Origin of the sequence: Streptococcus sp. AS20 (assembly GCF_000524255.1) — a bacterium.
GTDB lineage: Bacteria > Bacillota > Bacilli > Lactobacillales > Streptococcaceae > Streptococcus > Streptococcus constellatus.
The window spans coordinates 1-24,438 of the sequence record NZ_JANS01000015.1 but is presented as its reverse complement, the minus strand read 5'-3'; the positions used below and the strand labels follow the sequence as shown (position 1 = coordinate 24,438).

The following is a 24,438-nucleotide window of genomic DNA, read 5'->3' as shown; positions in this document are numbered from 1 at the left end:
GAATTATGTTTGATAATGGTTGTGAATGGATAAGATGTGATTTTCATCTACATACAAGGAAAGACAAAGAATTCAAATATATAGGGGAAGACAACTCATTTGTTAGCGATTACGTAAATAAACTGGAAAGTGAAAAGATAAAGATTGGAGTAATAACTAATCATAATAAATTTGATTTGCAAGAATATAAAGCTTTGAAAAAAACAGCAAAGAAAAAAGATATTTTCATTTTGCCAGGAGTGGAGTTATCAGTTAAAGATGGTAAAAATGGCGTTCATACACTTATAGTATTTAATCCAGAAGACTGGATTAAAAATGGCGAAAACCATATTGACAGTTTTTTGACTGCTGCTTTCCAAGGAATAAGTAATCGAGAAAATGAAAACACATGCTGTAACTTTGATATAAATACCTTACTAGTAGAACTGGAAAAGCTTAATAAAGACTATTTTATTGTATTTGCACATATTGAACAGAGAAGTGGACTTATTGAAGAATGTGGTGGTGGTAGATTAAGTTCTTTAGCACAGAATCATGAATTTAAAAAAAGAGTGCTTGGATTACAGAAACTTAGAACTTTTGACAATAAATCCAAAATAAAAAATTGGTTTGGTTATGAAGTTGCATTTGTAGAAGGTTCAGATCCCAAAAATATTAGTGAGATAGGAAAAGGAGAAACTTCTTTTATTAAGATTGGTGAATATTCATTCGCAGCGGTAAAGTTTGCCTTACAAGATTATGAGAGTAGAGTTCTGAGAGATTTACCTATTTGTAATCATGGATATATTAAGTCGGCATCATTTAAGGGTGGCAGATTGGACTCTGTTAAAATACCATTTTCAAATGAACTGAATTCTTTAATTGGAATTAGAGGGAGTGGAAAATCATCGATTTTAGAGACAATTAGATATGCATTGAATCTTAATGCAGATATAGATAGTGATTATAAGAACGATTTGGTAAAAAACACATTAGGTTCTGGTGGAGAAATATCTTTAGAAGTTATTGACGAATATGGGAAAAAGTATGAAGTAAAAAGACTTATGGGAGAACAACCTTCTGTTATAGATAGTGATGGAAAGGATGTAGGAATATCAATAAATTCTTTAATAAATAATCCATTATACTTTGGTCAAAAGGATTTATCTTTTACAAAAAGTGGATATGCTTTTGAGTTGTTGCAGAAATTAGTAGGTGGAAAAATAAAAGATGATCTAGAATTAAAAGAGGAAAATTTAAATAGTCTTGAAAATTCAATAAAAGAATTCTTGCAACTGGAAACTATACCTGAAAAAGTAAAAGAACTTAAGACCACTCAACAAGATTTGGAGCATAGGCTTAAGGTTTTTGAAGAAAAAGGGATTGCTGAAAAACTAAAAAAACAAACATCATATTCTAAGGATGCCTCAACGATAAAAACGTTACTTGATAACGTAAAAGCTACGTATGAAAAGTTATCAGCGACATATAAAGAAATAGATAAGACTGAATTCGGTATATCGGACTATAAAAGCGAATATAATACAGAGTTATTTCAAAAGATTGAGTTAATTTTAAAAGACATTGTTGAATCCTTTGAAAAAATTAATTGTGAAATCGAAAATGTTTCGACAAAAGAATTGAAGTTAAAAGAACTGAGAATTGAACTGGAAAATGAAATTGATTCTTTAAAAGAAGAATTCGCGAATATTAAGCGTGAAATAAATGATGAAGAGTTAGACCCTGATAGCTATGTTAAATATAATTCTGAGCTCGAAAAAACTGTGGCTGATATTGACAAGTTTACTAAACGAAACAATTCGAGAAATAGTTTAAGTACAGAAATAAGGGGCTTCGCTCGAAAGCGAAATGAAATGCTTAATGATGTTTTCAATAAATATGAAAATGAAATAAGAAAGATTAATGAGAGCCAGAGAGAGCTTAAAATTAAAATTCTTTTTAAAGGCGATAAAGAAAAATTTAAACAAGATATTAAAACTAAATTTAAAGGAACAGGTCTTACTGATAATAAAACCACTGAGATTTCAAAGCAATATTCGGATTTTACGGATATTATTATTGATTGCGTTTTAGAGGACAGTAAAAGACTTCGTGGAATTTTAACCGATAATGAAGTTGTTAAAGTATACAATAAAATTAAGGAAAATTATAGTAATCTTATCCGTGAAGAATGTCCTGATTTAGTGGAAATATTTTATCATGATAAATTACTTGAGAAACATTCAATTGGGCAAAGAGCATCTGCACTGATATTGTTTATTTTGACTCAGGAAGAAAATGATCTAATTATTATTGATCAGCCAGAAGACGATTTAGATAATCAGATTATCTATCAAGAAGTAATAAGTACTATTAAGAAAAAGAAGGGCTCTATTCAATTTATATTCGCAACACACAATGCCAATATTCCTGTATTGGGAGATTCAGAAAGTGTTATTTCCACAGAATATGATGAAAAGATAAATGCAGATTGCGGAAATATTGATTGCATTAGCACTCATCAAAAAATTGTTGATATTATGGAAGGTGGAAAGGAGGCGTTTGAAAGGAGAAAGCTAATTTATACAAACTGGTATGACGCAATACAGTCATAGTCAAGCTATCTCTCCATCTCCTTACCCATATATTTTTCATAATTTTTTCTGATTTGATACAGTTCTTTCATATCAGATTTTGCAGAAGAATACTCTTGCATTAGGGTATTCTTTTTTTCATGCAATGAATCAAGCTCTTTCAAAATATCCTTGGAGTTTGGAAGTTTTGAGTAAGATTTTTTTAGGTCTGAAAGGGCATTTTCATAGAGCGTTATTTCTGATTTATGTTCTTCAGAAAAAGCCTTATCAGATGGATCTTTCTTATATTCCAAATAGATTTGACGATACAATTTTACGGTATGAACTTGTTCCATAATATTTGATAGAGTTGAAATTTTGTTATCAACAACTTTGATTTGATCCTGTAAATCTTGTCTTTTTAATGCACTCTCTTTAATGTATTCATCAAGCTGGGAGATAGACTTAAATCCTTTTTCACGCATCAAAAGTACAGTATCGGCTGCAGTTTTCAAATTATGTTTTGTAGCCCAATACTCATAGCCTTTACTTGATTTTATCTTTTCATTATTCTCAATATCAATTATATTTCCAATACGCTTTTTCACTGTATATGTTCTTTGATTAGCATTATCTAAGATACGCTCTTTTAATCTATCCTCAGTATAATCTTCTCCAATAGTCTTAGCTCTTGTAAATCTTTCTTTGTCCTTGTGCTTAAATGCAATGTGCTTTCCATACTTGATCTCATAATTAAGGGCAGCCATTCTCTTTATAAAATCATCCCAATCTTTGGATTGTTTAATAGCCCTATCTATATCAAATTGAAGTCTACTTTTCCAAGAAGTACCTTTCTTAAATTGGTCATTTTCATACCATGACTTACCATTAGTTTTATATTTCTTCCTATAAGTTTCGTAGAACTTATCAATAACAGATAGGTTGTTTCCTTTGCACAATTTATCGCTTTGATACCTAATTTGATGATAGCTTCTCTTGTTGGACTGATAGCACTTGCCTGTAACCATATTTACATTATTGAAGATGATATGGTTATGGATATGACCTTTGTCTATATGGGTAGTAAGTACGAATTCGTACTGATCCTTAAGTATTCTCTTGCAAAGTTCCATTCCGATTTGATGTGCTATTTCTGGCGTAGCTTCACCAGGCATAAATGATTGAATGAGGTGTCTTGCAAGGACAGAGCCACTCACTTTGTTATCTTCTCTTGTCTTTAGAAAAGAAGTATGAGCGGTAGAAGCGAAGCACTTATTTGTGCTTACCAATATTTTTTCATCTGTCTTTTCTTCATTTGTTATATAAGCAATAGCAAGATTAAGAGTAGATTTAATTGGATGTATCTTTGTAATTGCCATTTATATGTCATCTCCTTTATTGGTAGTTTTGTTGAGCAGTAGGGAATGTATTTGCCATATTTCTTTTGATAGATGTTCAATTTGGGACTGCATATCTTTGATGTCATCGCTATAAATAACACCAGTCGAATTAACTCGTTTAGCAATTTGGTTGACACTACTTGCATACCTAAAAAGTAATCCTTGTATTTCCCTAAAGGGCTGTAAATCGACGACATAAATATCTGATTCAGATACTACTTTTCTTAGAAAATGGTTCATGGTCTTAGACTTTGCCATCTTCATTTTCTTTTCAAAGAGTGCTTTTTCTTCTTCTGTTAAGTTTATTTTCAACTGAACATTTCTAATTCTATTTGCCATGGTTGTTACTTCCTTTCATAAAATCTGGGGTATTAGGGTGCTCCCTAACAAGCTAAAATTGATAAAAAAAGAAGCAACTCCACGAGGGGCTGCTTCATCGATTTTTCGTAAGTGGGTACACACTTACTGTGCTTGCTACAAAAGCTACAAAAGAATGATTTGTAATACAAGCGTTAAGCAAGTTTTGAATTTATTATTAAATTATACCATAAGGACGCCATAATTTCCACATGTAACTTGACAAATATTGAATTTTGATTTATTATTAAATATAAATTCAGTATTGGAATAGAAAGAGGTGTGCTATGGCACAAGTATTAAAAGAAGAAGTTAGAAATAGAATACTCGAAGCAGCAGAAAAAGTATTTTATAAAAAGGACTATAGAGGTGCCAAATTAACAGAAATTGCAAAAGAAGCAGATATTCCTGTGGCACTCATTTATACCTATTTCAAAAATAAGGAAGTTTTGTTTGATGCAGTAGTAAGTTCTGTTTATATAAACTTCGAGTCAGCTTTTAATGAGGAAGAATCTTTGGAAAAAGGTTCTGCTTCTGAAAGGTTTGATGAGGTTGGAGAAAATTATATTCATGAACTTTTAAAAGAGCGTAAGAAGTTAATTATTTTAATGGATAAAAGCTCAGGTACAAAGCATACAGAAGCAAAACAAAAACTCATATCGCAAATGCAGGTTCATATTGAAGTAAGTTTAAAAAGACAATCGAAACAGGAATATGATCCAATGCTTGCCCATATTTTAGCCAGTAACTTTACAGAGGGACTTCTTGAAATAGCAAGGCATTATCAAAGTGAAAAGTGGGCAAAAGATATGCTAAAACTTATTGCAAGGTGTTATTACAAGGGAGTGGAATCCCTATAATCAGCACTAAAAATAGACTTTGCGTAATCAGCAAAGTCTTACTTTAAACCTTAATACTGAATTAAAATTCAATATTATTCAATTTTGAAAGGAGAGTTGTTCATGCCGGAAAAAGAATTAAGAAAAAAAGTGATTGGGAAAAACGGCTTATCCAATTCACTTCTTGCTTTAAAAATAGTATTTGATTTGATACCACAAATCTTACTCGTATATTTGATTAGTTCTTTAATTACAAACAATATTAACGAAGGTAATTTAAAGTATATATTCTTGGGAATCTTTATATCGTTTGTATTAAAAGGAGTGTTTTATTATTTTGCAACAAAGGTTGCCCATGAGAAAGCATACGAAAAATTAACAGAACTTAGGTTAGATATTATCGGTCATCTGAAAAAACTAAGTTTGGGATTCTTTAAAGAACATAATACAGGAGAGCTTACCAACATTGTTCAACATGATGTAGAACAAGTGGAAGTATATCTTGCTCATGGTCTTCCTGAAATAATGTCAGTTACACTTCTGCCTACCATTATTTTTGTAGCTATGATTTTTGTGGATTGGCGTCTTGCTCTTGGAATGATTGCCGGAGTTCCACTCATGTATTTGGTAAAAGTTCTTTCACAGAAAACAATGGATAAAAACTTTGCTATTTACTTTAACCATGAAAATAAGATGAGAGAAGAGCTAATGGAATATGTAAAAAATATTTCTGTGATTAAGGCTTTTGCTAAAGAAGAGGAGATTAGTGAAAGAACATTAAAAACGGCAAGAGAATATATTTACTGGGTTAAAAAGAGCATGGGAGCAATTACGATTCCAATGGGACTTATTGACATATTTATGGAAATTGGAGTAGTTATTGTTATGATTTTGGGAAGTATATTTCTTTACTATGGAAATATTACAACACCTAATTTTATACTTGCCATTATTTTATCGTCTGCTTTTACTGCATCTATAAGTAAGACGGCTACATTGCAACATTTTTCTATTGTGTTTAAGGAAGCTCTAAAGGCGATTGGAAAAGTTTTAATAGTTCCGCTTCCAAAGAAAAAGACAGAACAAGGTTTAGACTTTGGAAATATAGAATTTAAAGATGTGAATTTTGCATACGGAAAAGATAGCTTTGAGCTAAAAAATATCAATTTAACTTTTAAGAAAAATAGTTTGAATGCATTTGTAGGAGCAAGTGGTTGTGGGAAAAGTACTGTATCTAATTTGCTTATGGGATTTTGGGATGCAGATGAAGGACAAATACTGATAAATGGAAAAGACATAAAAGAATATAGTCAAGAAAATATCTCAATGCTGATTGGTAGTGTGCAACAAGAAGTTATCCTTTTTGATTTAAGTATTTTTGAAAATATAGCAATCGGAAAACTAAATGCAACAAAAGAAGAAGTCATAGAAGCTGCTAAAAAAGCAAGATGCCATGATTTTATTTCAGCATTACCAAATGGATATGAAACACGAGTAGGTGAAATGGGAGTTAAGTTATCCGGTGGAGAAAAACAAAGAATCTCTATAGCAAGAATGATACTGAAAAATGCACCGATTTTAATATTAGATGAAGCAATGGCAGCTGTTGATAGTGAAAATGAAAGACTAATCGGCGAAGCAATTGACGATTTAAGCAAGGATAAAACTATCATTACAATTGCTCATCATCTAAATACGATTAGAGATTCAGACCAAATTATTGTTATGGATAAGGGTGTTGTTCTTGATGCAGGAAGCCATGAAGAGCTGATGAAAAGTTGTGAGTTCTACAAGGATATGGTTGAAGCACAGAACAAGGTAGATAGATGGAATTTGAAAGAGGTGGTAACAGAAAATGTTTAGAGAAATGTTAAAACTACTTACAAAAACCGGCAAGAGAGATTTGATTATATCAAGTATATTCTTTGCCCTTTATGGACTAAGCTCCATAGCTATGATTGTTATCGTATTTTCTATACTGTTTCAGATATTTGATGAGACGAGCTTAGCAAGCCTATATAAATATTTTATTGCGATTGGATTACTTGTAGTCTTCAAAGGCATTTGTAATATGGTCGCAGATATGAAAAAGCATAGTGCAGGTTTTGATATTGTTCAGCAAATCAGAGAACGCATGATTATCAAATTAAAAAAATTCAGCTTGGGATTTTATACCAACGAAAGACTGGGCGAGATCAATACAATTTTACACAAAGATGTTGATAATATGTCCCTTGTTGTAGGACACATGTGGTCAAGAATGTTTGGTGATTTTTTGATAGGTGCGGTTGTATTTATTGGTCTTGCAAGTATTGATTTAAAACTTGCTATTCTAATGGCTGTATCTGTTCCGATTGCACTTATCTTTCTATATCTGACAATTAAGCAATCTGAAAAAATAGAGAATCAGAATAATTCAGCACTTCTTGATATGATTAGCTTATTTGTTGAATATGTTAGAGGAATACCTGTACTAAAGAGTTTTTCAAACAATAAGAGCTTGGATAATGAGCTTATGAATAAGACAAAAAAGTTTGGAGAAACAAGCAAAGCAGCTTCAAGATTTAAGGCAAAACAGTTATCTATATTTGGTTTTTTACTGGATATTGGATATTTAGTTCTTTTAACCTCTGGAGCAATACTTGTTATAAAGGGAAGTCTTGATGTACTTAATTTTATTATCTTTGCGGTAATTTCAAAAGAGTTTTATAAGCCGTTCGCTTCTATGGAACAACACTATATGTACTATGTTTCGGCGGTAGATAGTTACGAAAGACTTTCAAGAATTTTATATGCAGATGTAATCCCGGATAAAGTGAATGGAATTGTTCCGAAAGATAATGATATAGCTTTTGAAAACATAGATTTTTTTTATGAAAAAGATGAATTTAAAATGGAAAAATTGAGCTTTTCTATTGCTGAAAAAACAATGACAGCCTTAGTTGGAGAATCAGGTAGTGGAAAGACTACTATAACCAACTTGCTTCTAAGATTTTATGATGTGCATAAAGGGAAAATTACACTTGGAGGAACTGATATAAGGAATATTCCTTATGATGAGCTTTTAGATCGTATCAGCATTGTCATGCAGAATGTTCAACTGTTTGATAACACGATTGAAGAAAATATCAGAGTAGGTAAAAAAGGAGCTACAAAAGAGGAAATCATTAAAGCTGCAAAGAAGGCAAGGATACATGATTTCATTATGAGTTTACCAAAAGGTTATGAAACTGATATTGGAGAAAATGGTGGGATTCTTTCAGGGGGACAAAGACAAAGAATATCTATTGCAAGAGCTTTTCTAAAAGATGCACCGATTTTAATTCTTGATGAAATGACAAGTAATGTTGATCCTGTAAATGAATCTTTGATACAAGATGCTATTACAGAACTTGCAAAGAATAGAACTGTACTTGTAGTGGCTCACCATTTAAAAACAATTCAAAAAGCTGACCAAATTCTCGTATTTCAAAAAGGAAATTTACTTGAAAAAGGAAAGCATGGGGAACTTCTTGAGAAAGATGGTTACTACAAAAAATTATGGAAAGCTCAGTATGAGGTGTAACCATGATTTTGTTAAAAGATGTTTCTTATGAATGGGAAGATGGACGAACTGCTTTAAAAAATATCAATCTTGAAATTAAAAAAGGTGAATTTGTTTTAATTTCAGGGAAAAGTGGAAGTGGTAAAAGCACTCTTGGAAGTGTAATGAATGGTCTTATTCCACATTATTACAAAGGAAAAATGCAAGGGGAAGCCTTTGCGTCCGGAAAAGATATAAACAAGTTATCGCTTCATGAAATAGGGCATATTGTAGGGACTGTATTTCAAGATCCAAGAAGTCAGTTTTTTACGACAACGACAGATGAAGAAATAGCTTTTGGGCTTCAAACCATCTGCAAATCAAGAGATGAAATAAAACAGAGAGTAGCAGAAGTATATGCAGAACTGGATATTGAGGAACTAAAAGGAAAATCTGTTTTTGAATTATCAAGCGGGCAGAAACAAAAGATAGCTATTGCAAGCATCTATGCAATGAATCCGAAAGTTTTAATTTTAGATGAGCCTTCAGCAAATTTGGATATGAAAGCAACATTTGACCTGTTTTTAATTTTGGAAAAATTAAAGAAAAAAGGAACAACAGTTGTTCTAATTGAACATCGTTTGTACTATGTAAAATCTTTATTTGACCGTTTTCTTTTGGTGAAAGATGGAGAAATTGCACAGGACTTGAGTCGGGAAGAAGTTATCTATCTTGAAAGGGCGTTTTGGGATGAGAATGGACTAAGAATTCTTGAATTAGAAGAATACAGGATAAGCGAGAAGAAAGATTCATATCAATTAAAGGATGAAAGTATCAGCGGAAAAGGCTTGAAATTTTGCTATACGAATGTAGCTAAGGATGGGAAGAAGAAAAAACAGTACATTCTAAATCATCTTGATTTTAATATGGAGTGCGGAATAGCCATTGGTCTTATCGGCTTAAATGGTACCGGGAAAACTACTTTTGCAAGAGTGATTTCAGGACTTGAGAAGATAGAAGAGGGAAAAATATGGGCGAGGAAAGATAAGTCGCTTAATCATAAAGATTTAATGGATATGTCATATTTTGTCTTTCAAGATTCAGACTATCAGTTGTTTTCAGAAAGTGTACTTGATGAAATGCTACTTGGTATTTCAAGTAAAGATAAAAAAGAAAATACTCAAAAGGCAAAGTCTATTTTGAATGTTCTTGGCTTAGATAAATATATAGATAAGCATCCGTTTGCTTTATCAAGAGGAGAAAAACAAAGACTGACAATAGCTTGTGGAATGATGAAACAGGCAAAGATTTTCATCTATGATGAACCAACATCAGGTTGTGATAAAGACTCAATGCTTTCCGTCGCAAAACTGATTGAAGAACAATTAAAAAAAGGGATAACAGTTTTGGTAATAAGTCATGATTTTGAGTTTTTAGCAAACACAGTGAGTAAGCTCTGGGTAATGGGAGATGGAAAAATAGAAAGTGTTTTGAATATGAGTGAAAGTAATAAATTTCTCATATTAGACAAGATGAGAGGAGGTAGAGAGCTTGTCAGATAGAAAAACTATAGATCCGAGAATAAAACTTACTCTACTTCCAATTGTTGGATTTACGAGCTTTTTTATAAGCGATACAATTCTACTTTTCGGACTGATTGTCTTTGCCTTTTTTCTGTATGTATACAGCAGTATGTGGAAAAGAGCGTTACGCTTTATCTTGTTTTTTGTGCTTTTATACTGCATAGAGTTAGGGCTTGGAAAATTTTGTGAAGCAAGTATTGTATTTGCAATATATATGTTTATTTACTTTGCATCAAGAATGACCTTAATCGCTATGTTTGGTGGATATATAACAAAGACTACAAGTGTAAGTGAAATGCTGGAAGCGTTAAATAGAATGAAAGTACCAAGAAGCATTGGTATACCTTTTAGTGTTTTGCTTAGATTTGTACCAACTATAAAAATAGAACTCAAGGCATTAAAAGAGAATATGAAGATTCGAGGAATTGTAACAAGCAGATTTTTCCCATTGCTACATCCAATTAAATATATTGAATATACGCTTGTTCCGCTTTTAATGAGAATGATTAAGATTTCAGATGAACTGTCAGCTTCAGCACTTATTAGAGGACTTGATAGTGATGAGAAGAGGGTAACATTAACAGAATTGCGGTTTAGAAAAACAGACTTAATGATTGGACTATTAGGAGCATTGATGATTGCTCTTGTGATAGTAATACAGAAAATTTATTAGGAGGACTTTTATGAAAAACAAATTGAATGGTCGTGATTTTATTACAATCGGAATCTTTAATGCAATTGGAATTGTCATATACATGGCGGTTGCATTTGCTATGGCAACAACAGTTATTGGAGGATTTATTGCTTCAGGAGTTAGCTTTATGGTATCTGCTACCGTTTATATCCTTATGGCTTTGAAAGTTAAAAAGAAGGGCGTATTTACAATATCAGGAACGCTTCTTGCTTTAATTGCATTGTCGGGAGGACATTTACCTCATGCAGTCTTTGCTGTAATTGGTGGAATTATATGTGATTTGATTATAGGAAATTATGAGAGCAAGGGACGAATGATTATTGGATATGGGACATTTGCATTAGCAGATTTTTTAGGAACAGTAATTCCTGTGATTTTATTCGGAACAGCTTCTTTTGTGGAAAGAGCATCAAAATGGAAAATGAGCGAAGCACAAATAAATGAAGCATTATCTTATTTCAAAGTTTCGTGGGCAGTAGGCTTTGGACTTGCTACTTTTGTTCTTGCCTGCATAGGAGCATTCGTTGCAACAAGGATACTTAAAAAACATTTTGAAAAAGCAGGAGTGATTTAATCAATCTTTATTTGTGGGGGAAAATGGATTAAATAATGGAGGTAATTGCTATGTATTATTTGGGGTCTGTTATTCATATAGAAAAAAACAATAGACCTTTTTGATACTGGTAATTATCATAAAAAATCAAATTTAAAATATAGAGAAAGAGCAAGTTTCTTTCATTTCAGAGGACTTATTATGCCTATGTGCAGAAGTCCTCCTTTTTTGTCTAAAAACGCAGACAAAAAAGAAATGGAGGAAATAAAATGCCAAAAGAATATTACCTTTATGTCAATGGGCAAGAGGTCAAAGTCAGCGAGCAGATATACAAAGTCTACTGGCGAGAAAGAGAACACGAGAAGTATTTAGAGCAGGTGGACAAGAAAAACCACTTGCTCTTTTTTTCATCATTGGATCATGACGGACATTTTGTAGATAATATTGTTGATGAAAGTGTTGATGTAGAAAAGATTGTTGAAACACAGATGATGATTGAAGCAGTCAGAAATGCTATATCAAGGCTCAATGCAGAAGAAAGAGATATTATTGAACGCTTGTATTTCAATGATGAAACTCTATCAAGTGTTGCAACTGAAAAGAAAGTGAGCTATCAAGCCATACAGTGGAGAAAAAATAATATATTGAAGAAGTTAAAGAAACTTTTGGAAGAATTATTGGATTAAGTACCTTGTAGCAGGGGGCAGATTTTCCTTTATAAAGTGAAGGGAGATCTGTCCTCTTTAATTTTTTAGAAGATAGGAAATAAAATTCAAGATATTTAAAAAGAATTCTCTCTTACAGCCATTAGGCAATCGTTCTTTGACAACTGAATAGACCAAGGTGGGACGTTATCCATTTGTGGAGAATTATGACCTACGCCAAGACTTTTCTGCTAAGAAATTGGTTTAAATGAATACTGGTAAGTGCCAAGGATAAAAGAAAAAGAGTGATAAATAGGAATACATAAAGGATAGATGTGGCAATCTATCTCTGTGATGCAAATGGTGATAATGATACTTCAATAGTTTAAGCCGGCTCGTCTTAATAAGGGGCGGTGGTGAGATTCCAATGTAGCAGCCAATGCACCTACCAATGTCAAAAAACTTATTATAAAAATAGTGAGGTTAAGACTATGAATAAGAAAAAAGAAGTTAAAAAAGATAAGGATAAGAAGCAAATAGCAGATGATTATTCTAAGAAAATAACCTACTCTACAAGCGAAAGTGAAAAGCTTGATTTACTTGATATTGTTGAGATGTATCTATGCAAATCCTGTATCAGGATTTGAGGGGCTGACAAAGAGAAATAGGGTGCGGTAAAATATAGGTGGTAGAAGTAATCTTCCGAAATGACTATTTGCCAAAATATCATTTTAGGAGGATTGTTATGAGAAATACTGCGTGTATGTATCTTCGTCTTTCAAGAGAAGATGGAGACAGCAATGAAAGTAACTCTATTTCAAATCAAAGACAAATAATCAAATCTTACGCTAAAGAAAAGAACATAGATCTATCTTATGAATATGTAGATGATGGATATAGTGGTTCTAATTTTGAGCGTCCAAATTTCAAGAATATGATTGATGACCTGAATAAAGGAAAGTTTTCTATCATTATGGTAAAAGACTTATCTCGTTTTGGCAGAGATTATATTGAGTCTGGGAAGTATCTGCAAAAGATATTTCCTGAAAAAGGTATTCGCTTCATATCTGTAAATGATAACTATGATAGTGATAATGCAGATGTTAGTGATACACATTTAATACTTCCGATTAGAAATTTTATCAATGACAGTTACTGTCGAGATATTTCTATGAAAGTGAAATCATCAAAAGAGGTGAAAAGGAAGAATGGCGAGTTTATTGGATCATTTGCTCCTTTTGGATATAAGAAAGATGATAAGAATAAACATCAGCTTGTAGTTGATAGGCAAGTAGCTCATATTATTGAGCGAATATTTAATATGAAAATAGAGGGGTATTCCTCAAAGGCTATTGCTGACTTTCTAAACAGTATTGGAACAGTTACACCATCAAAGCATAAGGAAAATAGTGGTGATAACTTCAATACTGGTTTTGTTGTGAAAAAAGCAAAGTGGGATGCTAAAATGGTAAACCGTATTATTTCAAATAAGGTTTATATTGGTGTCCTAGAACAAGGAAAAACAGCAAAGTTAAATTATAAATCAAAGCATGAAGTAGATGTTTCAAAAGAAGACTGGATTGCAATAGAAAATGCTCATGAAAGCATAGTATCAAAATCTATCTTTGCACTAGCAAACAAAATGCTACTTCGTGATGTAAAAGGATCTAAGGAAAAGCCACAAATCCTATCTGGAATGCTTTACTGCAAAGATTGTGGAAGTCCGATGATTAGACGAAAGGTAAGAAATACAGTTTTCTATATTTGTTCCGAGTATAACAATTCAGGTGACTGTTCAAGGCATAGCATCAAAGAAGATTATGTTATAGGTGCAACAATTCACGCACTAAATGACTATCTATCTAAGTACAATGAGCTACTTAAGAAAGTTAGCAAAATAGATGTTTCAAAATTTACTGTGAAAGTTGATTTTGAGTCTTTAAATGCAGAAAAAAGAAAATATGAAAGACTTAGACAATCTCTTTATATGGATTTAGAAGAAGAGCTTATAACGACTGAAGAATTTGAACGATTTAGAAAAAATTATCTTATTAAGATTAGGGAAATTGAGAAACAAATTATTACAAAGCAAAATATCGTAAATGAACTGAAAATGAAGATAAACGATAAAGGTAGTTTCGTTTCTGAGATAGTTCCTAATCCTGAAACTGATGAACTGAATCGATTGTCTTTAGTGTCTTTTATAGATCGTATTGAGATTGGAGAGGATAATGCAATTAACTTTGTCTTCAACAATATTGAAACAGTGAATCTGCTTCAAGCGATTGTAGATAGTGATAAGGTCGAAGCTAAGGATACACATAAGGCAAGACTAATATCAATGGGCAAGTTATTTGGTGAGCATTTAGAAAGAGTTGAACCTAAGCTTGCAGTTGGAGGTGTTTGTTAATGGCAAGGACTTCCAAAAGATATATAAGAAAAAACGAAGAACAAGCACAAAAAGTATTCTATAAAGCCGGAGTATATACAAGATTATCCAGTGAAAGAAAAGAAGAATGGCGTGAGAAATCATCGTCTATCGAAACACAGGTGCTTTGTTGTAAAGAGTATGCTTTAAAGGAAAATATCAAAGTCGTAAATATTTACACAGACTATGAATATAGTGGGACAAATTTTGAAAGACCACAGTTTCAAGAGATGATGCAAGATATTCGTGAAAGAAGAATTAATTGTATTATCATAAGGGACTTATCAAGACTTGGAAGAGAATATCTTGAGATGGGAAGACTCATAGACAAGGTATTTCCGTTCTTGGGAGTGAGGTTTATTTCTGTTAATGATAAGGTTGATACCGTTAAGGATTTAGATTCTAAGAAATCATTTGAAGTAACTCTTAAGAATATCATCAACGATATGTATGCTAAAGATATTTCGGTAAAGATAAAGACAAGTAAGCATAATAGGGCAAGAAATGGATACTTTATTGGTTCTGTTCCACCTTATGGATATAAGGTAGTGAAATTAAAAGAGGGACAAAAGTTAGAAGTTGATGAGAATGTTAGGTTCATTGTTGAAGAAATGTTCCGATTGACACTTGAGGGGAAAAGCCAATATGAGATTGCAAAGCACTTTAATACAAAGGGCTATGCGACAGGAATGGTCTACTACAAAACAGGTAGAATTTATAGACAGGATGGTGATCCGCAGTGGAATAAAAGTACTATTTCCAAAATGCTTACGAATAAAGCTTATACAGGAACTTTAGTACAAGGTGTTAAGCAACAGAATCTTGCAAAGGGAATGAAGCAACAATTTGTAGATGAAAGTCAGCATATTATTTATGAAAATGCTCATGAACCTATTATTTCAAAAGAAGACTTTGAAATGATACAAGATGGAAGAAAAGAACGCTTAAAAAATCATGCTTTTGGAGCAGAACAACATAACTTTAAACGATATTATGAAAATAGATATAAAGGCTTAGTCTTTAATAATGCAACAGGCAAAGAACTTTATCGAAGAACAAGAATTTATGGTATTAACCATGATAGGTTTTATTACTCATTTCAAAATGATACTTGTACAGGAAAGATAGATAACGAGGTTAGAGTCTTTATTATGGAAAGAGACTTAGATAAAGCAATGTCAGAAAAGGTAGCAGAATTTATTACTAAGGCTACAAGCAAGACAAAGCTAATAGAAAGAGTTTCCATAAAGTTTGACGAAAATATTGATGAATTAAACAAGGATATTTTCAAATTGAAAGCCAAGATTGAAAAAGAGGAGATTATCATTCAAAAAACCTATGAAGACTATAGCTTAGGCAAACTTGATAGAGAAACATATAGTCTGAAAAGGGAGATTGCTTTAAGTCATATTGCAACAATCAATAGCGAAGTTATCTCTACAGAGGGAAATGTAAAAGACCTTGAAAAAGAAAAAAAGAAATCAGTTAAATGGATTAAAGATGTATTTTCAGTAAAAAAAGTTGAAAAGCTACCAACTGACTTAATTCATAGCTTAGTAGAAAAGATAATTGTTTATGGCAATCATAACTTTGAAATCATCTTTAAATTTAATATGGATAGTTTGATGGGAGGTGTAAAGTATGAGTAAGATTGCCCTTTATATCAGATTATCTGTAGAAGACCAGATGAAAAAAGATGAAAGCGAAAGTATCATCAACCAAAGGTATTTCCTAAATGGTTTTCTTGATAGAAATGACGAATTTAAAAGTTTCAAAAGAGAAGAATATGTTGACGATGGATATACAGGGACAAATGAGAAAAGACCATCTTTTCAAAGAATGCTTGAAGAAGTTAAGAATGGTAAAATCAATGCCATAATTGTAAAAGACTTGTCGAGGTTTATGAGAGATTATATTACCCTTGGTGATTATCTGGAGAATATATTTCCGTTTCTTGGTATTAGATTTATTGCTATTAATGATGGCTATGACAGTGCTAAGGAAAAAGGAAATGGGACAGATCTTGATATTCAGTTTAAAGGGTTGTTATATGACTTCTATACAAAGGATATTTCGCAGAAAGTAAAGACCGTTACAACGGAACTAAAGAAGCAAGGAAAGTTTCTTGCTTGGAGTCCACCATTTGGTTATATGAAAGATCCGGATAATAAGCACAACATTATTATTGATGAAAAGACAGCTTGGATTGTGAGGAAGGTATATGATTTAGCACTTACAGGACTTGCATCGAGAAAGATTGCAGCAGTTATGAATGAAGAGAATATACCAACACCAAACGAGCGTAAAAAAGAACTTACCAATATGGATTATGAATATAACATAGTATCATCAGATACAAGAGATGCACCAACATGGACAAATGGTACAGTGGTAGATATTTTATCCAATGAAAATTACACAGGCACTTATGTCTTCAATATGCAAGAAAAATCGGTATTAAATCCCAGTAGTTTTAAATTTAATCCTAAAGAAGAATGGGGTAGAGTTTATGACCACCACGAAGCTATCATTTCAAGAGAAGAATTTGATAAGGTTCAAGAAATTAAAGAAAAAAATAGCTTTCTAAAAGGGAAAAATACTGACTATCCATGGAGAAAGCATTCTCCATTACAAGGATTTGCAAGATGTCCTACTTGTAACCATATTCTGGGACTTACTCAATCAAAATTTAAGCGACCAGATGGAAGTATGAGAATACATAAGTATTTTCATTGTAGGATCTGCAAGTGCAATAATGTAGAACATAAAAATTCAAGAGTAGATAAGTTAGAGAAGCAGGTGCTTACACTTATTAAAGAGAAATATGGCGAAGCAGAAGTAAAGCCCAAAGAAAAAATAAGCATTAAAAATATAGAGAAAAAGATAGAAAAGCTTCAGGCGAAGAAGATGGCTGATTTTGAAAAATATAAGCTTGGTAAAATGACGAAAGTTAAGTTTGTAGAAAGAAAAAGCCAGATAGATAAGGAAATCGAGAAACTTGAAGAAAAGATAAAACTATCTTCTAATGAAACAGAAGTAGTAACAGATAATGAACTTACACGGAAACTTATGGAAAAGTATGTTGAGTCAGTTATCTGTGAAGGTAGTATAGTTCAAAAAATCATATGGAAATAGACACAAGAGGGAGTGAGAAATCACTCTCTTTTTGCTGTCTAAAAATAGACAATAAATTTTGTGTCAGTCGCTTGACACGAGAGGGTTCGGGCACAACAGGCCATGCGGTAGCGCAGCTCAACAAGGAAGACGGTGGCAAGCGCAAGTATATTCTTTGCACCAACAATGAGAATAATATCTGCGAAGAAGTAACTTATAAACGTTTGGCAAATATCCAAGAGGATCTGCCGCATAACCTCAAATATTTCAAAACTCAATTCATCGAAAAAGAGGATGAAGATTTAGAATATGCCCTGCTCAATAATGTGAAGACCTTGATTGAGCTGGAGCATGCCATTGACCTAGAGGAAAGTGATAAGGCAGTTGCCTTTACTTTGTCGGAAATCAGAGAGCTGGATTTGACAGGCATTAAGACAGTTTATGTCCGTCGGCATTCCCATGCTTTGATGGAAAAAGAAGACAGGGTGCGGTATGAAGGCATTGAACTAGTCGATGTTCCGGAATACTATTTTGCAAAAGAAATGAGAGAGGCAGGATTATAATGAAACTATTTCCTTTTCAAGAGCAGGCAGTTCAAACCCTGCAAGACAAGTTTTTTTATTCTCGAAAACAAACAACGGTCTTTTATGCACCTACTGGAGCCGGAAAGACTATCATGCTCATTAGACTGATGGACAGAATTATTGAGTATAATCCCAATCCTTATGATTACGTCTTTGTCTGGCTGACACCGGGAAATGGAGAATTGGAAGAGCAGTCTTGGAATAAAGCCAAAGATATTGGGAAATTTGTCAAATCTATTACTTTAGATGAAGCCTTGACTGGAGGTTTTCAAGCTGGCACAGCGACTTTTCTGAATTGGGAACGTGTCAAAAATGATAAGGCTATTGCCTTGCGTGAGGGCGAGACTCAAAATCTTGACGATATTATCAAAGTTGCTAAACATAAGGGGCTGCACTTTGTCTTGATTATTGATGAAGAGCATCGCGATCAGACGGAAAAAGCGCAGCGGATTATTAATAAATTTGAAGCAGATAAGATTATTAGAGCTTCTGCAACACCCAAATCATCATCACCAGATTATGATAATGTTCAGGTCAATGATGAAGATGTCATTGCTCAGGGGCTGATTGTCCGTAATGTAGAGCTCAATCCAGATGGCGTGGATGGAGATGTTGTGGATAATATGATCCAATATTTTTTGGATTTTGCGGATGATAAGCGCCGTCAGGTAAAGGTAGAATACGAAAAATTAGGTCTTTCCATCAATCCATTGGTATTGATTCAGTTTCCTGATGAGAGAAAAGCAAATAAGGAGGAACGCAAGAGCCTCATCAAACAAGTCAGGGACTATCTATCTGAAATTGGTCAGGAGGATGGACAGGTAGCGACTTGGCTGGCTAATGAGAAAATTAACATAACTGCGATTGAAAAAGAGAACAGTCCTGTTAATTATCTATTGATGAAGCAGGCGGTTTCCACCGGATGGGATGCGCCTCGAGCTAAAATTTTGGTCAAGCTGCGTCTCAATACTGAACCCAATTTTACTTTGCAGACTATTGGTCGTATTCGCAGAATGCCTGGGCAAAAGCATTATGATAATCCCTTGTTAGACAACGCTTTCATCTACTCGAACGACCAGAAATATATAGCAGATGTCTTGAAAAAAGGAGAAGGGGCTTATATTGCGACTTATGAGCTGAAAGAGGAAGCACCTGATTTCCAACTTACTTCAGTAAAACCAAATTTACGAGCCGGTTTGACAAACAGTGAAGTCATTCAAGCACTTCGCAAGCAGTTCAAAAATGACTATGGTCTAGTAGAACAAAACGGCAAGCAAAATCAAGAAAAATTAGAGAGTTACGGTTATATTTTTGGAACAACAATTCTTCAATATTTAGTTAAATCTGATAAATTAGAGCGAGATATCGTTACTGAACAGCTAATGGCATTTGATATTAAAATGCCTGTCAATCTTCGTGACAATCGTTTGGATCTACTGAATGCTGAACAAGCCATCCAAAAATATCTTTACCGAGATAGACCTAGTGATGTCAATCATATCTTACTGGAATTATTTTCAAATCGCAGCGAAGAACCTACCAAGCGTTTTCTAAGTTTAAAACCGTCTGAATTTATGGCTTTTGTCATCAATAATTACAGACTTCTTCGTGAAACTGCTAAAAATGCAGATGCACAGGGACTGTTTGATAAACAGTTGTCTTTGGAATACGGTATCAGTCATAATGAATTGGACCTTGTTTCTTTTGTTCTTCCTAAGAATGAAATGTATCAAACTTTGAAAAATGAAGCCGGAGAAGTTTTCTCAAAAAATGTTTACAAAGGTTACGGCAGAAATAATTGGGTGACAACTTCAAAGCCAGAAAAAGCCTTTGAAGAATGGCTTGAAAGCAGCCAACAAGTCAAGTGGTGGTACCGCAGCAAGGACCGAGGAGATAACTATTTCTCAGTTGCGTATGGGCAAAAGAAAGAAGGCTTTTTCCCGGATTATATTTTTTTAGGGACAGATGGTCGGACCTATGTCGTTGAAACTAAAGGTGGAAAGAAACAAAATATTGACACATACTCAGAAGCAAAATTCAAAGCAATCCGAGAGTGGTCTGAAAATAAGGACACCAATCCAAATGGGGCGCGTTTTGCTTTTGTCCGTCCAATCGTCAATACTGCTGGCGATGTGACGGGCTTACTCTTTAACAATACTGTATGGAAAGAGGATATCAATGATAGAGAATACTGGAAGCCAATGAATGAATTCTTCCAAGATGATTTGTTTGACTTTTAATTCTGTCTGATTTATAGGAAGAAGAAAGTTGCTTATCAAAAAATCCACCTTACAAAGTGGATTTTTTTAAATAATTGTTATATGAGCCATATCTTAACCTATTATTTACAAACCTTAGATTATTGAAAAAAAGCGCTAAATCCGCTATAATAGATAAGTTAAAAGGATCAGGGATTCCGATGTAAAAATAAAAAGTAGATGCTAACATTCATGATTATTCTAAAATGAAAGAAAGAGAAAAAGATGACTTTACAAGAAGAAATTAAGAAGCGACGGACTTTTGCTATTATCTCCCACCCGGATGCGGGGAAGACGACTATTACTGAGCAGTTGCTCTACTTTGGGGGCGAGATTCGTGAGGCTGGGACAGTCAAGGGGAAAAAGACCGGAAACTTTGCCAAGTCCGACTGGATGGATATTGAGAAGCAGCGGGGAATTTCTGTGACGTCCTCTGTTATGCAGTTTGACTACGATGGCAAACGGGTCAATATTCTGGATACGCCGGGGCATGAGGATTTCTCAGAAGATACTTATCGAACCTTGATGGCGGTGGATGCAGCGGTCATGGTCATTGACTCAGCTAAAGGTATTGAGGCACAGACCAAGAAGCTTTTTGAGGTTGTCAAACATCGCAATATCCCAGTCTTCACTTTTATGAACAAGCTGGATCGAGATGGTCGCGAACCTTTAGATCTACTGGAAGAACTGGAAGAAATTCTAGGCATTGCTAGCTACCCAATGAACTGGCCAATCGGTATGGGAAAAAGTTTTGAGGGTCTCTATGATCTCTATAATGAACGTCTAGAACTGTACAAAGGCGATGAGCGTTTTGCTTCTTTGGAAGATGGGGATAAACTTTTTGCTTCCAATCCTTTCTATGATCAGGTCAAGGAGGATATCGAACTCTTACAAGAAGCTGGAAATGAATTTTCAGAAGAAGCGATTTTGGCTGGTAAATTGACCCCGGTTTTCTTCGGTTCAGCCTTGACCAACTTTGGCGTGCAGACTTTCTTAGAAACTTTCCTTAAGTTTGCTCCGGAACCACATGGCCATAAGAAGACAGACGGTGAAGAAGTCGAGCCGCTCAGCCCAGACTTTTCAGGTTTTGTATTTAAAATTCAGGCCAATATGGATCCGCGCCACCGCGATCGTATTGCCTTTGTCCGTATCGTTTCTGGTGAGTTTGAGCGAGGTATGAGTGTCAATCTGCCTCGCACTGGCAAGTCCGCTAAGCTGTCTAATGTCACCCAGTTTATGGCCGAAAGCCGGGAAAATGTCACCAATGCTGTGGCCGGTGATATTATCGGCGTTTACGATACCGGGACTTATCAGGTTGGTGATACCCTGACTGTGGGCAAGAACAAGTTTGAATTTGAACCTTTGCCAACCTTTACCCCAGAGATTTTTATGAAGGTTGCAGCCAAGAATGTCATGAAGCAAAAATCCTTCCATAAGGGGATTGAACAGCTGGTACAAGAGGGGGCCATTCAGCTTTATACCAATTACCAAACTGGCGAGTATATGCTAGGAGCTGTCGGTCAGCTCCAGTTTGAGGTCTTCAAGCACCGCATGGAAAATGAATACAATGCTGAAGTGGTTATGAGCCCAATGGGTAAAAAGACAGTCCGCTGGATTTCACCAGATGACCTGGATGAGCGTATGTCCTCAAGTCGCAATATCTTAGCTAAAGATCGCTTTGACCAGCCTGTCTTCCTTTTTGATAATGACTTTGCTCTTCGCTGGTTCGCAGACAAGTATCCGGATGTCAAGTTGGAAGAGAAGATGTGACGTACCAAAACTATCTGATTACAGACCGTGTATAGCAGCATCATAGTTATAATAAAATAGGCTCGCTAGGTTAGTTGCTACAAGATATAAAGATTTACTGAATTGTATATATTAAATTTTCCTAAGGATTGAGCTTTCTTCTCTCAGTCCTTTTCCATTGATAGTGAAAGGGGAAAGTAGTGTTTATCGAAAAGAAATTACAGAGTGGAATGGCCTGGATAAATTTGGATGCAGATATTTTGAGTCAACACCCAGGTTCTTATACAAAATACAATATTGATGAAGAAACAATTGAGTATGCACTGGATAAAAATGAACGCGCCCACATGGACTATAATCGTGAGACAGGAACAGTTGTTTTTATTTTCAATGTACTCAATTTAAAAAGAGCTAAAAATTACTATGAAACAGTCCCTATGACCTTTGTGGTACAGCAGGATCGGCTCATTACCATTAGCAATAAGGAAAATACTTATGTTGTAGATATGATGAAAAATTATGTTGAACACCATGAACCAGTTACAGTTTACAAATTTCTATTTGCTAGTTTAGAATTAGTGTGTAATTCTTATTATCCTGTGATTGAACAAATGGACGAAACAAAAGATAACATCAATCATCTTTTGCACCAAACAACCACTAAAAAAAATCTCTTTGCTTTAGCGGATTTAGAAACCTCTATGGTCTATCTGGTTGCTGCTACCAAGCAGAACCGCATGCTTTTGGAGCATATTAAAGGCCATGCCATTTATCGCCATTTAGATGAGATTGAAAAAGAGCAGTTTGATGATGTCATGATTGAAGCTCGTCAACTCGTCGCTATGACAGATTTGATTGCTCAAGTTCTCAATCAATTGTCAGGCTCGTACAACAATATTTTGAACAACAATCTAAACGATAATTTAGCTCTATTAACTATTATTTCAGTCTTATTGGCAGTATTGGCAGTTATTACAGGATTCTTTGGAATGAATGTGCCACTGCCTTGGTCAAGTGATAAGAATGCTTGGCTCTATATTGTGCTTATTAGTTTTATACTCTGGATTATTCTTGTTCAGTTTCTAAAGCGATTTGTAAATAAACAATAAAATTGTCTAGATGAGGAAGTTAAGCAAAATCATAATCGTTTCTAGTTTTGCCCCGATAAATTTTAAAAGAAATGATATATTGTTTACATAGGCACAAAGTATAGTTGTCAAATTTACAGAAGTCTTGTTTTAAAATACTATATACCCCTGTTGCTAGTTGATTTTGCTTCACAAAAAAGTCCATTTGGTGTATACTGCAAGTGAAGAAAAAAGCAGAGAGGTAAACCAAATGGACACTTTCCATTATACACCGAATCATCATCCTCTTCAACTTAGTATGTCACAGCTTCGTGAAGTCTGATGTGACTTATATCAAAAAGTCGCTCCTGATGAGCTGGTTCATCGTAAGAATGTAGAGCAATGCAAGGTTTCAGATGTTTCTGTTTTGACCTTAATGCTGTTCCAGGCAGAAATTGGAATGAAGTCACAGCGAAGGTTTTACCAATTGATTTGCAATTTCTTCGGATTCACCGGACTGGAGAGAAGCTGCTTTTATCGCCATGCTCGTTATCTGACGCCCCTGCTTCGGTTGATTCGCCCCTATTTCAATCAGCTAGATTTTGATGAATTGGTCATCATCGACAGTTTTCCAGTCCACCTCCTTTGCTAGCCTGTCAGAAATCATCGGATCAAGTTCTTGAATGAGGTGGTCAACATTGGTTACTGTACTTTCAAAAACATGTGGTCTTACGGTTTGAAAGTGCATTTGGCGGTGACAGTGTCGAGCTATATTTTGGATTATCTGGTTACCCTTGCCTCAGTCCATGATATTCAGGTAGCAGAAGAATTACTGGAGACCGTCCTTTGTTCTCGCGTTTTAGGAGATTTGGGATACCTAAGTAAAGAGCTGAAAGAACGCTTGGAGGCAAAGGGGGTTCATCTTTGGACGCCACTTCGTAAAAATATGGAGAGCGCCGATGAGCATAACAATCCAGCATTTTAGCCATCCGAGGAACTATTGAAACTTGAATCTTTGTTCTAAATGCAATGTTTGACATTGAGCACCCGATTGTTAGGTCTTTAGCAGAATGGCAATTGGAGATTGAACAGG

17 protein-coding genes and 2 pseudogenes are annotated in these 24,438 nt (G+C 34.3%); 17 read left to right on the top strand and 2 right to left on the bottom strand.

From position 1 onward, the window contains the following. Nucleotides 1-5: 5 nt before the first annotated feature. Nucleotides 6-2,594: a TrlF family AAA-like ATPase gene (locus HMPREF1514_RS08250; RefSeq protein WP_037598654.1), complete on the top strand. Its 2,589-nt coding sequence runs from the start codon at nt 6-8 to the stop codon at nt 2,592-2,594. 5 nt (nt 2,595-2,599) lie between these two features. On the opposite strand, the gene HMPREF1514_RS08245 is transcribed toward HMPREF1514_RS08250, so the two are convergent. Next, the gene (locus tag HMPREF1514_RS08245; RefSeq protein ID WP_037598653.1) at nt 2,600-3,931 is read right to left on the bottom strand and encodes a relaxase/mobilization nuclease domain-containing protein; all 1,332 of its coding nucleotides are present in this window, start codon (nt 3,929-3,931) and stop codon (nt 2,600-2,602) included. Next, complete coding sequence (locus tag HMPREF1514_RS08240; RefSeq protein WP_037598651.1) at nt 3,932-4,291, bottom strand: plasmid mobilization protein; 360 nt, start codon at nt 4,289-4,291, stop codon at nt 3,932-3,934. It lies immediately after the preceding gene. Nucleotides 4,292-4,596: 305 nt separating this feature from the next. On the opposite strand from HMPREF1514_RS08240, the gene HMPREF1514_RS08235 reads away from it, so the two are divergent. The 16 genes and pseudogenes from HMPREF1514_RS08235 to HMPREF1514_RS09835 form a co-directional block, all read left to right on the top strand. After that, nucleotides 4,597-5,169: a TetR/AcrR family transcriptional regulator gene (locus tag HMPREF1514_RS08235; RefSeq protein ID WP_005367034.1), complete on the top strand. Its 573-nt coding sequence runs from the start codon at nt 4,597-4,599 to the stop codon at nt 5,167-5,169. A 102-nt stretch (nt 5,170-5,271) separates the two neighbouring features. Next, nucleotides 5,272-7,011, top strand: coding sequence for an ABC transporter ATP-binding protein (locus HMPREF1514_RS08230; protein ID WP_037598647.1), 1,740 nt, complete (start codon nt 5,272-5,274; stop codon nt 7,009-7,011). After that, complete coding sequence (locus HMPREF1514_RS08225) at nt 7,004-8,713, top strand: ABC transporter ATP-binding protein (RefSeq protein ID WP_037598646.1); 1,710 nt, start codon at nt 7,004-7,006, stop codon at nt 8,711-8,713. Before HMPREF1514_RS08230 ends, HMPREF1514_RS08225 begins: the two co-directional genes overlap by 8 nt. Nucleotides 8,714-8,715: 2 nt before the next feature. Continuing rightward, on the top strand, nt 8,716-10,233 hold the full coding sequence (locus tag HMPREF1514_RS08220; protein ID WP_037598644.1) for an ABC transporter ATP-binding protein: 1,518 nt from the start codon (nt 8,716-8,718) through the stop codon (nt 10,231-10,233). Next, nucleotides 10,223-10,927: an energy-coupling factor transporter transmembrane component T gene (locus HMPREF1514_RS08215; protein ID WP_037598643.1), complete on the top strand. Its 705-nt coding sequence runs from the start codon at nt 10,223-10,225 to the stop codon at nt 10,925-10,927. The genes HMPREF1514_RS08220 and HMPREF1514_RS08215 overlap by 11 nt, the downstream gene beginning before the upstream one ends. Nucleotides 10,928-10,937: 10 nt before the next feature. Then, nucleotides 10,938-11,522 carry an MptD family putative ECF transporter S component gene (locus tag HMPREF1514_RS08210; protein ID WP_037598642.1) on the top strand — a complete coding sequence of 195 codons (585 nt, stop codon included), beginning with the start codon at nt 10,938-10,940 and terminating at the stop codon, nt 11,520-11,522. 248 nt (nt 11,523-11,770) lie between these two features. Further along, nucleotides 11,771-12,187, top strand: coding sequence for a sigma factor-like helix-turn-helix DNA-binding protein (locus tag HMPREF1514_RS08205; RefSeq protein ID WP_037598641.1), 417 nt, complete (start codon nt 11,771-11,773; stop codon nt 12,185-12,187). A gap of 449 nt (nt 12,188-12,636) precedes the next feature. Then, nucleotides 12,637-12,792, top strand: coding sequence for a hypothetical protein (locus HMPREF1514_RS09345; protein ID WP_198014312.1), 156 nt, complete (start codon nt 12,637-12,639; stop codon nt 12,790-12,792). A 98-nt stretch (nt 12,793-12,890) separates the two neighbouring features. Next, the gene (locus HMPREF1514_RS08200; protein WP_037598640.1) at nt 12,891-14,555 is read left to right on the top strand and encodes a recombinase family protein; all 1,665 of its coding nucleotides are present in this window, start codon (nt 12,891-12,893) and stop codon (nt 14,553-14,555) included. Then, nucleotides 14,555-16,222 carry a recombinase family protein gene (locus tag HMPREF1514_RS08195; protein WP_037598638.1) on the top strand — a complete coding sequence of 556 codons (1,668 nt, stop codon included), beginning with the start codon at nt 14,555-14,557 and terminating at the stop codon, nt 16,220-16,222. Before HMPREF1514_RS08200 ends, HMPREF1514_RS08195 begins: the two co-directional genes overlap by 1 nt. Next, a complete protein-coding gene (locus HMPREF1514_RS08190; protein WP_037598636.1) occupies nt 16,215-17,708 on the top strand; it encodes a recombinase family protein in 1,494 nt (497 codons plus the stop codon). Before HMPREF1514_RS08195 ends, HMPREF1514_RS08190 begins: the two co-directional genes overlap by 8 nt. A gap of 83 nt (nt 17,709-17,791) precedes the next feature. Beyond that, a pseudogene (locus tag HMPREF1514_RS08185) lies at nt 17,792-18,250 on the top strand (cytosine methyltransferase); the annotation flags it as partial. After that, nucleotides 18,250-20,511 (top strand): DEAD/DEAH box helicase, encoded by a 2,262-nt coding sequence (locus HMPREF1514_RS08180; protein ID WP_037598632.1) that lies wholly within the window; start codon nt 18,250-18,252, stop codon nt 20,509-20,511. The pseudogene HMPREF1514_RS08185 and the gene HMPREF1514_RS08180, both read left to right, overlap by 1 nt. Before the next feature lie 243 nt (nt 20,512-20,754). After that, nucleotides 20,755-22,299 carry a peptide chain release factor 3 gene (locus HMPREF1514_RS08175; RefSeq protein WP_037598631.1) on the top strand — a complete coding sequence of 515 codons (1,545 nt, stop codon included), beginning with the start codon at nt 20,755-20,757 and terminating at the stop codon, nt 22,297-22,299. Between the two features lie 179 nt (nt 22,300-22,478). Beyond that, entirely contained in the window at nt 22,479-23,387 is a 909-nt protein-coding gene (locus HMPREF1514_RS08170; RefSeq protein ID WP_037598630.1) for a magnesium transporter CorA family protein, read from the top strand. 229 nt (nt 23,388-23,616) lie between these two features. Next, nucleotides 23,617-24,438 (top strand): annotated as a pseudogene (locus HMPREF1514_RS09835) (IS982 family transposase); the annotation flags it as partial.

Coding starts and splice junctions, on each gene's coding strand:
- HMPREF1514_RS08195 (WP_037598638.1), top strand. CDS start 14,555: ATGGCAAGGACTTCCAAAAGATATATAAGAAAAAACGAAGAACAAGCA.
- HMPREF1514_RS08225 (WP_037598646.1), top strand. CDS start 7,004: ATGTTTAGAGAAATGTTAAAACTACTTACAAAAACCGGCAAGAGAGAT.
- HMPREF1514_RS09345 (WP_198014312.1), top strand. CDS start 12,637: ATGAATAAGAAAAAAGAAGTTAAAAAAGATAAGGATAAGAAGCAAATA.
- HMPREF1514_RS08180 (WP_037598632.1), top strand. CDS start 18,250: ATGAAACTATTTCCTTTTCAAGAGCAGGCAGTTCAAACCCTGCAAGAC.
- HMPREF1514_RS08220 (WP_037598644.1), top strand. CDS start 8,716: ATGATTTTGTTAAAAGATGTTTCTTATGAATGGGAAGATGGACGAACT.
- HMPREF1514_RS08245 (WP_037598653.1), bottom strand. CDS start 3,931: ATGGCAATTACAAAGATACATCCAATTAAATCTACTCTTAATCTTGCT.
- HMPREF1514_RS08240 (WP_037598651.1), bottom strand. CDS start 4,291: ATGGCAAATAGAATTAGAAATGTTCAGTTGAAAATAAACTTAACAGAA.
- HMPREF1514_RS08175 (WP_037598631.1), top strand. CDS start 20,755: ATGACTTTACAAGAAGAAATTAAGAAGCGACGGACTTTTGCTATTATC.
- HMPREF1514_RS08200 (WP_037598640.1), top strand. CDS start 12,891: ATGAGAAATACTGCGTGTATGTATCTTCGTCTTTCAAGAGAAGATGGA.
- HMPREF1514_RS08250 (WP_037598654.1), top strand. CDS start 6: ATGTTTGATAATGGTTGTGAATGGATAAGATGTGATTTTCATCTACAT.
- HMPREF1514_RS08205 (WP_037598641.1), top strand. CDS start 11,771: ATGCCAAAAGAATATTACCTTTATGTCAATGGGCAAGAGGTCAAAGTC.
- HMPREF1514_RS08210 (WP_037598642.1), top strand. CDS start 10,938: ATGAAAAACAAATTGAATGGTCGTGATTTTATTACAATCGGAATCTTT.
- HMPREF1514_RS08230 (WP_037598647.1), top strand. CDS start 5,272: ATGCCGGAAAAAGAATTAAGAAAAAAAGTGATTGGGAAAAACGGCTTA.
- HMPREF1514_RS08235 (WP_005367034.1), top strand. CDS start 4,597: ATGGCACAAGTATTAAAAGAAGAAGTTAGAAATAGAATACTCGAAGCA.
- HMPREF1514_RS08190 (WP_037598636.1), top strand. CDS start 16,215: ATGAGTAAGATTGCCCTTTATATCAGATTATCTGTAGAAGACCAGATG.